Below are 12,733 nucleotides of genomic sequence, written 5' to 3' on the forward strand. Positions count from 1 at the left end.
GTTACTTGAGCAGCGCGGGCCACAGCAGGTCGGCCATATGATCGGCCCAGAGAGTCTTGACGTCGGTTGCGTCGGTTGCGCTAGTCGCGCCGTCCACCGGTGCATGCATCCAATCGGAGGAGACGGCACCTGTGTCCCCAATCGCCTCGTACGCCACCAGTGATCCGATGATGGTGGAGAGCAGCAGCTGTCCGTTGAGGCCCTGCCGGAATACGCCCTCCCGGGCGCCGCGCCGAAGGAACGCCGTCAGCATCTCAAGCCACGGCGTGACGACCTGATTGACGATATGCCGGAAGAATTCCGCTTCGCTCGACAGCACGATGCCCACGCTTTTGATGTCGATGTCGTTGTCCTGCACCCAATCGACCAGCTGCCGCAGCATCTGTGTGAAGTGCTCGCGCGTGGGACTGGGTGGTTCCGTGGGCATGTCGTGCACGAGGTATCGCGCACTGATCTCGCGCAGTAGGTCGTTGGCATTGTGATACCGACGATAGATGGTGGTCTTGGCCACGCCCGAACGCCGGGCCACCTCCTCGATGGTCACGCCGCTGATGCCGCGTTCCACCGCAATCTGCAAGGTGGCCTTCATAAGCTTCCGATCGGTGGCCTCACGCCTGCGCTTGGCGCGAGGGGCCACGCTTGCCGTGAGGCCCGATGCCGTTTCCATATGTCCTTCTTCTCGTACTCTTCTCGTGATTCCGTCGTTGGCCGTGGCTTGTCCGACTAGCTCAGCACCTTCGTGCTCTCCACCTTGGCCACATACCACTGGTTGAACCTGACCAGCGGCTTGCGCAGCAGCAGGCCGAGCAGGAGCAGCGGTGGGATGAACGCCAGCAGCATTCCGGTGGCCTTCCAGTAATCCATGTCGTAGATGCCGGCGATGGCCGCGCGCATCATCGTGACCGAATGGCTCATCGGCAGTACGGGGGGGAGCTTCGAGATGAAGTCGGGCAGCATCTGCACCGGGTAGGCGGCGTTCGCGCCGGTGATCTGCACGATGAGCATGAGCACGCCTATGGCCTTGCCCACGTTGCCGAAGCTCACCACCATCGTGTACATGAAGAACGAGTACACCAGCGCCGACAGCCATCCCGAGAGCATGAACAGCATCGGATGCACGGCCTGCACATGCAGGAACAGCAGGTCGCCGCCGAGCGAGACCGTGGCCTGGATGAGCGCGATCAGCCCGAACACCCCGTAATGGCCCAGATACAGCTGATGCGGGCGCGGGTCGCCCAGTTCGCGGCGGATGCGGCGCGAGACGGTGGTCTTCAGGGTCACCACCATGAGCAGGGACCCCACCCACAGCGGGATGAGCGTGTAGAACGGTGCCATCGACGAGCCGAAGTCGGCCACCGGGAAGACGGCCTTGCGTTTGAGCTGCACCGGTGCGGCCAGCGTGCCGGCCAGCGTCTCCGGGTCGGAGCCCAACACGTCCTTGACCATGCCCATGTCGCCGGTGTCGAGCGCTTCGCCCAGCTTGCCGGTGAACGAGTTCAGTTCGTCGGCCGCCGTGCGCAGCTTGGATGACACCTTGGCGAGCGTGGTACGCGCGTCCTTGAGCATGGAACCTGCGTCGGCCGACGAATCCTTGAGCTCGCCCAGCGTGCCTTTGAGCTGGTCGGCGTTGCTGTTCAGCAGTCCGGCCGCGTCCTTCACCGAGCCTGACAACGACTCGATCTGCGGCTTCACGTTCTCAGCGAAGTCGGTTTTGACACCCTCCACGCTCTCCTTGGCCTGCGCGGCGAGCTCCTTGACCTGCTCGCGTTGGTCCTGCGCGTTCTGGTTGCTTTGACGGATCTTGTCCGCAGCGCCGGTCAGCGCGTTCTGCAGCTTGGTCTGACGGGCGATCGAGCGGTCCAGCATACGCACGGTCAGTGCGTCGTCGCCCAGAATGCCGGCCAGCGTGTTGCGGATTTCCGTGTAGTGCGCGATCTGCTCGCCCACGGCCGCCGCCTGACTGTCCAGCTCGCTCGCCGCGGTGGAGGCGCCGGCGGCCGCGTCATCGTACAGCGAGTCGATGGAATCGGAGACCGCGCCGAAGCTGTTCGCGCTGGTCTGCAGCGCCTCGGTCATGGCCGATGTGGTGGTCTGCAGCGCGCCGGCCACATCGGTGACGCCGTCCTTGGCCCCGGACAGGTCCTTGCCCGCCTGCTCGGCCGAATCCGAGGCCTGCGCGATGAGGCCGTTCGATGTGTCCAGCAGCAGCTGCGCCGATTCGGCCAGTGAATCGTATGTGCCGAGCATATCCGCCGTGTCGTTGAGACGGGCGGCGAAATCGGTGATGTTCGTGTTGAAGTTGGCCAGCTTCTCCTTGGCCTCCGGCTCATCGAGCTGGTTGGCCAGAGAAGAGGCGATCTCCAGGGCGGAGGAGGTGATCGTCTTGGCGAACGTGGTGTTGATCTCGGCCGCGACCTCGTCGGCGCCCTCGTTGAGCAGATTCGGGGCCAGCGCGTTCTTCTTCTCGTTGCGGTAGTAGGTGAGCTGTGCGTTCTTGGCGTCGCTGGAGAAGAAGGTCATCATGTCCTTGCTGAAGGACTTCGGAATCACGATGGCCGCGTAGTACTTGCCGGATTTCGCCCCCTCGATGGCGTCTTCCTTGGTGGTGATCGTCCAGTCGAGTTGGCTGTTGGCGCGCAGGGCGTTGACCACTTGGTCGCCGACGGTCATCTTGAGGGGGATCAGGTCGGATTTGTAGCCCTCATCCACGTTCGCCACCGCGAACTTGAGATTCTTCATGTTGGAGAACGGGTCCCAGCAGGCGGCCACATTGAACCAGGTGAACAGACCCGGGATCATCACCAGTCCGATCACGATGATGATGGAGACCACGTTGCTGGTCAGTCGCTTGATATCGCCGATGAACAGCTTCCAGATCGTCTTCATCGTGCGTGCCTTCCTTCCTTCTGATGCAGCGGCGATGGCGTGATGCGTACGGTTTCAGCGGCGTCGGCGGCGTTGCTTTTTATGTCGCCGGTCGTGTCGCCGGGTTCATTGCCAGCGTTGCTGGCGTCAGCGACTTCGGCGGTATTGCCGGCCGCGGCGACTGCCCCGCCTACGGCCACCGCTGCGCCGACCAGCCCCACGGTCTTGCGCGCCGCATGTCCGGCTCCTGCCCGATGCCCGTACAGCATCGCGCGAATCGACTCGTCGGACAGGTTGCCGAGCTCGGTCTGGCGTCGGATCGAGTCACGCATGAACTCCACGACCATCAGGAATCCGATGATGATGATCACCCACGCGAGCCAGGTGGCCATGACCACGATCTTCTCGCTGGCGGTCAGCGAGAACACGATGATGAGCGTGGCAGGCACCACGAACCCGGCCACCAGCGCGCCGGTGAGCAGACGCGGGTAATGACGCTGGAACGTTGCCGCACGCCGTTCGATGGCGTGACGGTAGTCCTCGTGGTCGGCCAGTGCGGCGATGGCCTGCGTGATGCGGTATTCGTTGCCGGGCAGATGCACTTTCTCGCCGATGATGATGTCGCTCTCCTCGATCTCCCGCGCGAACAGGCGGTTGAGGTTCGCCAGACGCGGGCGTGCCACCAAGCCCAGCAGGAAGGCGAGCACCGCGAAGATGAGCAGCTTGCCGATGTAGTGGAACCAGTTGCCGTCGTAGAAGCCGGCGATGGCCTCGCGCATGGCGTCGATCGAGTAGGTGAACGGCAGCAGCGGGTAGATGGCGCGGAAGAAGCCCGGCATCATTTCGATGGGGTACAGTCCGGACGCGCCTGGCACCTGCAGGATCACCAGAGCCACGCACAGGCCCTTGCCCACATGCATGAACGTGGTGGCCATCGCGAAGATGAATGACATATCCACCAGCGAGGTGATCAGACAGGTGAGGAGGAACACGGGGATGTTCGCGCACTGCATGCCGAGCGCCAGATTGCCGATGCCCGTGACCACGCCCTGCGTGGCGGCCAGCACGGACAGCAGCATCAGACGGCCCAGATACCCCTGCGTGGGGGTGAGCCCGTCGATGCCCTCGCTGTCCGTCTCGATCTTGGGAATCACCACCAGCACGAACGCGCCCACCCACAGCGCCAGCGCGGTGAACAGCGGCGCCATGCCCGAGCCGTATGAGCTGACCGGATAGAGCGTCTTCTCGCTGATCACGGTGGGGGAGAGCATGAAATTGGAGATCTTGGCGGCATCCAGCTTGCCGTCGGTGTCCATAAGCGCACTGAACGTGCTGGAGATCGACAGCGCCTTGATGTCCGTGGCGAGGGTGGAGAGCTTGTCCTGCACGCTCGCCAGCGCGTTGTCCGTGTCCTTCAGCGCGGTTTTGGTAGAGGACACTGCACTGTCAAGTTGGTCCAGAACCTTCTTTGACTGGTCGATGAGCGAGTCCTGCGAGGTGATGCCGTTGGACAGCACGCCCGCGGTGGTGCTCAGCGTGTTGAGTCCGCTGTTGAGTTGCGGCAACGCGCCGGAGACCATCGTCTTGCGGGCGTCACCCATCGCGCCGATGGTGGTCTGCGTGGCGCTGTTGAGGTTGTCGGCGAGTCCCTGCGTGTGCGTCGCGGCGTTGCCGATGGTGGTGTTGAGGCTGCTCAGATTGCCCAGCGTGCCGGCCAGCCGGCTGTTACGGTCCGCCAGCTTGTCGATGACCGACTTGAGTGGCTCCTTATCCGCGTTCGGCAGTGCCTGCAGCTGGGCGATGATTTCGGCGTTGGCCTCGTTGATGTCCGTGGCGGTGTTGATCAGTCCGCCTACCTGCTGGTTGGCCGAGTTGATGGCGCCGGTCACCGTGCCCACGCTCTGGTTGGCCTTGTTCGCAGCCTGGCTGAGCAGGCTGGAGCCTTGGTCGATGGTGCCGGAGGTGTTCACGACGAAGTCGGTTACGCTGTTCTGCGTGGTGCCGATGAGTTTGGAGGTGCCGGCCAATCCCTGTGCGGCGTCGAGGCCGAGTTTGCGTGCGTCCTCGATGGCCTCGCGTGCCGTGCGTGTTTGCGTGGGTGCCTTGTCGAGCGCGGTGTTGAGCTTGGCGATGGTGTCGCGCGTGGACTGGACGTCGCCGGAGGCCTCGCTCAGGGCGTTGAGCGCCTTGCCCTTGGTCTGGTCGGTGCTGGCGATGGCCTTGTCGCCGGCCTGGTTGATGGTGTCCGTGAGCACCTTGGACACGGTGGAGACGAACGTGGAGTTGACCGTGCGGTCCAGCGTGGAGGCGCCCACGTCCGTGACCTTGGGTGCCACGGCGTTGGCTTTCTCGTTGACGTAGTACTCCAGCGTGGGGCGGTCGCTGCCGCCGGTCACCACGCCGGCGAGGTCGTCGGAGAAGCTTTTGGGGATGACGATGGCGGCGTAGGCCTTGCCTGATTCCACCATGTCCATCGCCTCGGCCTGATCGACGAAGGTCCAGCCGAGCTGGGTGTTCTGCTTCATCTGGGCCACGATCTGGTCGCCGAGGTTCTGCTTGCCGATGAGGGCGTTGTCGGTGCCGGCGTCGTTGTTGGCGATGGCCACTTTGATGCCGTTGGTGTTGCCGTAGGGGTTCCAGAAGCCCACGATGTTGTACCAGGAGTACAGCGGCGGGATGAACACCATGCCGAACAGGATTACCCATGCGGTCGGCACTTTGAGCAGGCGCAGGACGTCCCGCTTGAAGACCTTGAAGATATTGCGCACTGCATACTCCCGGCTTGTGTTGGTTGGTTGGTTGTGGTTGGCGGCTTTGTGCCATGCCTGTCAGTCAAGGGCTACGTTTTCCGTAGCGATACGATAACCGTAGCGCTACGCCGTAAGTAGCGTAGCGCGGTGCCGGGAAATTGCACGCGAAAACGCAGACTGCCCAGCGGCATATCGTGCGCCGCTGGGCAGTCTGACTAATTTGTGGTTGTGGATGGAATCGATGGGGTGTGAATGATGTGATGTGATACGCGGCAAACCGGCCTTAGCTGGTTCGGGGCGTTCGGAGGTGATGTTACACACGGCGTGCGGCAGTCAAGTCATGGCCGGTAGGGGCGTTCGCACGGTGTGGACGGCACTCCACCATGTAGGGAACGTCCCACCGTGTAGGGAACTTTACACCGTGTAGGGATTTCCCCATGATGTAGGGATGCAAAATGGCGGAATTCTGCGGATGTGAAGATTGTGTTCCCTACACGGTGGGCAAATCCCTACATGGTGGGGTAATCCCTACACGGTGGACGACCCCCTACGCCGTGTAGGGACGCCATTGGTCGGCCGGAGGTCAGCTTTCGATGGTGTCGGAATCGGCGGAGGTGCCGTCCAGCTGGCTGGACTGGTCCGATTGGCCGTTTGAGGAGCCGGCAGCCCCGGAGCCCGAGCCGGAACCCAACTGCCCGCCGGGAGCCTGCGGCATGGTTCCGGACTGGCCGTCACTGCCGGAGGACTGCGAATCGGTGGATTCTCCGGATGAGCTGTCGCCATCCGATTGTCCGGACTGGCCTCCCGGCAGGCTCTGCCCATCGGATTGTCCGCCATTGCCGGACGGGCCGAATCCTTGGCCGCCCATGCCGCCGTGGCCTGAGGATGATCCGCCGGGCATCTGCATCTGCTGGCTGTTGCTGGATGAGGAAGAGCCGGTGCCGGCGATTGCGCCGTAAGCCAGCCCACCTCCGAGACCGCCCACCAATCCGCATGCCAAGCTGATGCCCACAATCAGCGCGATGGCCTTGCCGGAGAAGCCGGCCGTCGCGCTGGCAGGGCCATCACCGCTTCCCGGAACGGCCGGTGCCACAGGCGCTGCGGCAGCTGCAGATTGCCAGTACACATTGGCATTGTTGTTCGGCTGGGCCGGTGCAGTGTACGTCCCGGGGATTCCCTGACCGACTGTTTGGGCGGTGGGGCGTCCAGTGGCCGGATCGGCCTGATTGACTTGGGCCGGTCCGGCCGCAGACTGGCCCGGCCCGGATTCTCCGGCAGAACGCCCGTCGGCCTGCCAAGAGGCCTGTCCAGACAGCCCGGACAACCCTGCTGGCGCCGCCGAGGTGGTCCGTCCGCTCGCAGAACTATTTGCTGTGCCGTTTGCCGGGACGGCGGACGAACCGGGAGTGCCCTGTGCGAGGGGACGGTTCATGCTGTTGTCGGGGATGTTGGTGTTGTTGGTGTTGTCGGTGGTCATGATGATTCCTTTCGGTGCGCCGCCGTTTGTGCGGCTGATGAGATTGATTGATGGGGTGGGTTTGCCTGGTCCGGCCGGCTGGGCCGGATGGGAAGTTCGATATGCGGGTCGGTCCGATGGGCTTCTCGCCAGTCAGGTCGGGTCTCTTCGGTCGGCCTGATCGGCGCGGAGAGCCTACATGCTCCACGTCGTGGAGGTGCCGAATTGGTCGTCGAAATCGGACCGGTCGATGAGGTCGGTATCCAGCTCGGTGTCCTCCCCGGTGGCGGCATCGGGCAGCGTGGTGCCGTAGTCGCCGGTGACGGTCACGGTCAGCGAGCTGTCGCCCTTGACCACGGTCTTGCCATTGGCCACGATGGTCACGCTCTTGCCGTCCTCATCCACCACCTTGCCGCCGGATGCCACGTTGAGCGCGGACGCGGTCGTGTCCTCGGTGACCGTCCACGTAGAGGTGCCGTCCACATTCACGGTCACCGGCGCGTCCGTCGTGGTCTCGTCGGTGGCGTTGGCGTTCTCGGTGATCGAAGCCGAGCCGGTCCAGCTCGAGCCCTCCAGCAGGTTGAGCGTGACCGACGAGATGGTGTCCGCGCTCACCGTGCCCTTCAGCGTCTGGTTGCGGCCGGTGAACACCACGGTGGCGCCGTTCGAGCCGGCCTGTCCCCAGCTGTTCGCATCGTTGCCGGCGGCGGTGATCAGCGCCGCCTTGGACGAGTCGAAGTCGAGCGTGGTGTCGGACAGCACCACATCCGCCGTGGTGTTGGTGAAGTAGAACATCGAGCCGGACTGGATCGCGGACTTCAGCGTGGAATCCGCGGCCTGGAAGGTGGCATGCTCGCCGGTGGAGGCCTCCGCGTCGCCCGAGGTCGACTGGTAGATGATCACACCGTTGGCCACCGGGTCGCTGGCGGTTTTATCCGTGATGGTGCTGGTCAGTTCGGAATCCTTGATGAGGATCGTGTTCAACCCTTCCATACCCGCGATCTGCGAGCCGGTGGAGGTGCCGGTGACGCCTGAGACCTGCACGTTGCCGGTGGAGTAGAGCAGCGGCGAGCCGGAGCCCGCGGTCGAAAGCGTGGAATCGGTGGCGGAGATCGATCCGCCGCCGCGGTCCGTAGCGATGGTGGCGCTGTGGTCGCCCTTGGTGGTGCCGGTGACGGCGCTCGCCAGGATCGTACCGCCGTAGGTGGCGTCAAGGGCGCGCGAATTTGCGGCCGTGGTGTTGATGGTGACGTCGTTGGCCAGCACGGTGCCCGAGTCGGTGGCGAAGATGGCGTTCGAGCCCGAACTCGAGGCGTTGAGGGAGGAGCCCGAGATGATGGTCTTGGAATCCTCGCCGACGGTCAGTGAGACGGAGTTGGTGCCGTAGAAGTTGTTGTTGTCGGCGTTGTCGGAATCGCCGGATTTGTTGAGTGTGGCGTCGGTCAGGGTGAGTGTGCCGCCGTTCTGCGTCAGCGTGGTGTTCTGGTCGGACGAGGTGGCCTCGGTGGTCTCGCCGTCCGACGTGACCTCCTCGCCATCGGCGGTCAGTGCGCCCGAATAGGAGCCGGTGTAGTCGTAGCTCATGGTGTTCGCGCCGCCCATGCCGCCGGCGGCGCCGGATTGTTCGCCGGCGGTTGCGGCGGTACCGGAGCCGATACCGAGGTTGGCGGCGATGGCCATGCCGGCCATGCCGTAGCCGAAACCGGTGACGAGAGATATCGCGGCCGCAGCGGCGGCGGCCTTGCCGAGCGGCAGCTGCGCGATGCGTCGCGCCTTGGATGAATCCGTACGGGACTCGTCGTTGCCGCCATGGGTCTGACGATGTGACGTCCGCCGCTTGCCGGACAGGGATGTACTGGTCATGGCCGTTCCTTTCGCAGTGCATGACGGAGACGGCCCGCGCTTGCGGTGGGCGCCCGTCATGCGTTCGCTGGTTTGTTGATGGTTCAAGTACACCGCTGCCGCTGCAAAGGGGCCTTGGGCAGTGCGCAAGGGTCCCTGCGACTTCCGGCAAGAGTCTCTGGATGGTTTTTGGATGTTTCCTGAAAGCGGTCGCATACGAAGGGGGGCGCGATTGGGATGGATGGGCGCTGTGGGCGTCTTGCCCAGTGGCGGTCGTCTTGGGCGTGTCGGCCATGAGTGTCGCAGAGCGAGTCATGCTGCAAGCCACGGGACATGCCACAATGGAAAAGGCCTGAACGGTACGTACTAGAAGGGGTGCGCTATGACCGATCACACGTCCGGGAAACTCGGCGAGGATCATGCCGCCGAAGCGGCCGCCGTCGATAACGCCGTTGACGCCGCTGCCGGTGCCGCTGTCGTCAACCCGGGCAGTGAATCGGCCCTCGAAGCGGAACTCGCAGCCGCGGAGCTGGACGGCGCGGATCTGGACCTCGATGCCAAACGTTTGCCGATCCTTGCGCGGGTCTACGGCGTGCTCGTGCTGCTCGACGGCCTCGCCACGTTGCCGATTCTCGTACTGTCCACCGTGTATTCCCTGCGCGAGATCCTCGAGGGTCGGGTCCACGTCGACGCCATGAGCCTGACGTTCATCCTCACGTCGCTGCATGCGGTGGTGCTGATCGTCAACGCCGTGTGCCTGACCGTCTTCGGCATTCTGTTGGTGCGCAACCGCCGTCGATACGCGGCTCGATGGGCGTACGTGCTCATGCCGCTCACCTTGGCCGACGGCATGCTGTCGCTGGCGCTGCAGGGCCTCGGCTGGAACATCGTGATGCCGGGCATCCAGATGATCATACTCATCGTGATTTCGGTGACGGCGGACCCGTCGCTGCGCGAGGAACGCCGGCTGCAACGGGCACTCAGGCGCATGGACGAACGCGACGACTACGAATCCGCGGTGGCTGCGGGCATGCTGGGTCGCGACCAGTCCGGCAAAGGCTACATACAGCTGGATTTCTTCAATATCTTCTGGCTGTTCACCATTGCGTCGGTGGGCGGCCTCGCCATCGAGACGATCTACCACATGGCGTTGTACCACGGCGAGCTGCAGGACCGTGCGGGACTGCTGTGGGGCCCGTTCTCGCCGATTTACGGCTGCGGCGCGGTGTTGGTGACCGTTTGCCTGAACCGACTGTGGAAGGCCAACCCGTTCCTGATCTTCTGCGCCTCCGCGGTGATCGGCGGCGCGTTCGAATACGCCACCAGCTGGTTCATGGAGGTGGCGTTCGGCATCACCGCATGGGACTACACCGGCCAGTGGCTCTCCATCGACGGCCGCACATCGGGCAAGTACATGTTCTTCTGGGGATTGATCGGCGTGGTATGGGTGCGATGGCTGCTGCCGCGCATGCTGGCGCTGATCAACCGCATTCCTTGGAAGGTGCGCTATTCGCTGACCACGGTGTGCGCCGTGCTCATGGTGATTGACATCGTATTCACGCTGATGGCGTTGGACTGCTGGTACGGGCGCATCGCCGGCCAGCCGCAGGATTCCCCGGCCGCCATGTGGTTCGGCGAGCATTTCGGCAACGACTACATGGCCGAGCGCTTCCAGACCATGAACATCGACCCGTCCAAGGCCGGCCTCATGTAGCGGAGGTAGGTTGCCCCTGAGCGCGTCGGGCGTCGCGTATGTGGCCGCCAGTGCGGTGGCCCGTCCCTGGTGCCCATCTTTGTCGCGGCGATGACGTGCGCGCGACCCCAGTGTGATGGTCGTCCGCGGTGCTTACGGTCGCGCGCACGGTATCGGTGGTGAGGGCCGTCCGCGGACCGGCTGTCTGCATGCCGGCTCGCTTGCATGGCGGACACCTGCATGGCGGACGTCTGCATGCAAGGTCGCCTGTCTCATCCCTCATTCCTCATCCCGCGCGACCAATACGCGGGCAGCGTAAGACGTGCCGTGCATCGCGTCATGCCGAACGATAGACTGGCAGTGTTTGAACGAAATCCGGGTCTCCGAAAGGGGACGTCGGCGGCCAGGCGGGCCATCTGCGCGCACGTCGCCGATTCACAGGGCGCTCGCGGGCGTCCTACGGTCAAGAAAGGCAAGGCATATGGCCGAAGCTACTGCAAATATCGGTGTCATCGGACTGGCTGCGATGGGCTCCAATCTGGCCCGTAATCTGGCCCACCACGGCAACACGGTGGCCCTGTTCAACCGTCACTACTCCCGCACCGAGAAGCTGATGGAGGAGCACGGCACCGAGGGCGACTTCGTGCCGACCAAGACGCTGGAGGAGTTCGCGGCTTCGCTGAAGCGCCCGCGCACCGCCATCATCATGGTCAAGGCCGGTGCGCCAACCGACGCCGTGATCGAGCAGCTCGAAGAGGTGTTCGAGCCGGGCGACATCATCGTGGATGGCGGCAACTCCTTCTTCAAGGACACCATCAAGCGCGAGAAGGAAGTGCGTGCCAAGGGCTTCCACTTCGTGGGCTGCGGTGTGTCCGGCGGCGAGGAGGGAGCGCTCAATGGCCCGTCCCTGATGCCCGGTGGCACCGTGGAGTCCTGGAAGACGCTTGGCCCGATTCTTGAGTCGATCGCCGCGAAGGTCAATGGCGAGCCGTGCGTGACCCACATCGGCACCGACGGCGCCGGCCACTTCGTCAAGATGGTGCATAACGGCATCGAATACGCCGATATGCAGGTGATTGGCGAGGCGTACGACATTCTGCGCCGCGGCTTGGGCATGGACGCCGAAGAGATTGGCGACGTGTTCGAGGAGTGGAACAAGGGCGATCTTGATTCCTACCTCATCGAGATCACCGCCGAGATTCTGCACCACAAGGACGCCGAGACCGGCAAGCCGTTCGTGGATGTGGTGGTTGACCACGCTGGCATGAAGGGCACCGGTACTTGGACTGTGCAGACCGGTCTGGAGTTTGGTTCCCCGGTGGCCTCCATCGGTGAGGCCGTGTTCGCCCGCGCCCTGTCGTCGCACGGCGAGCTGCGTGAAGCCGCCCAGCGCGAGGGCCTGGCCGGTCCGAACAAGACCATCGCGCTGGAGGGCGAGGACCGTGCGGCGTTCGTGGAGGACGTGCGCAAGGCGCTGTTCGCCTCCAAGGTGGTGGCCTACGCGCAGGGTCTTAACGAGATTCAGGACGGCGCCAAGGAGTACGGCTGGGACATCAACCTGTCCGAGGTGGCCCGCATTTGGCGCGGTGGCTGCATCATCCGCGCCCAGTTCCTGCTCGACCGCATCACCGAGGCCTTCAAGGGCGACAACCCGCCGGAGAGCCTGCTGTTCGACCCGTACTTCGAGAAGATCATCGGCGAATCCCAGGATGCATGGCGTCGCGTGATTATGAAGGCCGTCGAGGCCGGCATTCCGACCCCGGTGTTCTCCAGCTCGCTGGCCTACTACGACGGCCTGCGCTCCAAGCGCCTGCCCACCGCCCTGACCCAGTCCCAGCGCGACCTCTTCGGTGCCCACACCTACGGCCGCGTAGACAAGCCCGGCGTGTTCCACACGTTGTGGGCCGAAGAGGGCAAGCCTGAGATTGAGGAGTAATACTCCTCAATCTCAGGCTTAGGACGGCCCAGTGGGCCGTCCGGCCTTCTTCGGTGCGAGGCGGTTTGCCGCCGAGCCAACGTTGAGCCTCGCTCGTAGAGCGAGTCCATAATTGCTGGGGCCGGAGGTGAACCGGGCGGCCGGTTCGGGTTTGGCGATAGCCAAACGGGAGAGAATCTAGGACGGCCCAG

5 protein-coding genes and 2 pseudogenes are annotated in these 12,733 nt (G+C 64.0%); 2 read left to right on the forward strand and 5 right to left on the reverse strand.

Annotated elements, in window-relative coordinates:
- Positions 1-139 precede the first annotated feature (139 nt).
- The 5 genes and pseudogenes from BG22_RS01605 to BG22_RS01625 form a co-directional block, all read right to left on the reverse strand.
- Positions 140-589 (reverse strand): annotated as a pseudogene (locus BG22_RS01605) (TetR/AcrR family transcriptional regulator); the annotation flags it as partial.
- Between the two features lie 134 nt (positions 590-723).
- A complete protein-coding gene (locus BG22_RS01610) occupies positions 724-2,886 on the reverse strand; it encodes a YhgE/Pip domain-containing protein (protein ID WP_140492505.1) in 2,163 nt (720 codons plus the stop codon).
- 227 nt (positions 2,887-3,113) lie between these two features.
- Positions 3,114-5,633 (reverse strand): annotated as a pseudogene (locus tag BG22_RS01615) (YhgE/Pip family protein); the annotation flags it as partial.
- A 565-nt stretch (positions 5,634-6,198) separates the two neighbouring features.
- Positions 6,199-7,092, reverse strand: coding sequence for a hypothetical protein (locus BG22_RS01620; protein ID WP_140492511.1), 894 nt, complete (start codon positions 7,090-7,092; stop codon positions 6,199-6,201).
- Between the two features lie 174 nt (positions 7,093-7,266).
- On the reverse strand, positions 7,267-8,934 hold the full coding sequence (locus BG22_RS01625; RefSeq protein ID WP_258186161.1) for an adhesin: 1,668 nt from the start codon (positions 8,932-8,934) through the stop codon (positions 7,267-7,269).
- 361 nt (positions 8,935-9,295) lie between these two features.
- Between BG22_RS01625 and BG22_RS01630 the strand changes: the two genes are divergently transcribed.
- Positions 9,296-10,627 (forward strand): putative ABC transporter permease, encoded by a 1,332-nt coding sequence (locus BG22_RS01630; protein ID WP_140492514.1) that lies wholly within the window; start codon positions 9,296-9,298, stop codon positions 10,625-10,627.
- 460 nt (positions 10,628-11,087) lie between these two features.
- Positions 11,088-12,542, forward strand: coding sequence for an NADP-dependent phosphogluconate dehydrogenase (gndA, locus tag BG22_RS01635; RefSeq protein ID WP_140492517.1), 1,455 nt, complete (start codon positions 11,088-11,090; stop codon positions 12,540-12,542).
- Positions 12,543-12,733: the final 191 nt, after the last annotated feature.

Origin of the sequence: Bifidobacterium sp. UTBIF-78 (assembly GCF_006408945.1) — a bacterium.
Classification (GTDB): Bacteria; Actinomycetota; Actinomycetes; order Actinomycetales; family Bifidobacteriaceae; genus Bifidobacterium; species Bifidobacterium myosotis.

Coding starts and splice junctions, on each gene's coding strand:
- BG22_RS01610 (WP_140492505.1), bottom strand. CDS start 2,886: ATGAAGACGATCTGGAAGCTGTTCATCGGCGATATCAAGCGACTGACC.
- BG22_RS01620 (WP_140492511.1), bottom strand. CDS start 7,092: ATGACCACCGACAACACCAACAACACCAACATCCCCGACAACAGCATG.
- BG22_RS01625 (WP_258186161.1), bottom strand. CDS start 8,934: ATGACCAGTACATCCCTGTCCGGCAAGCGGCGGACGTCACATCGTCAG.
- BG22_RS01630 (WP_140492514.1), top strand. CDS start 9,296: ATGACCGATCACACGTCCGGGAAACTCGGCGAGGATCATGCCGCCGAA.
- gndA (WP_140492517.1), top strand. CDS start 11,088: ATGGCCGAAGCTACTGCAAATATCGGTGTCATCGGACTGGCTGCGATG.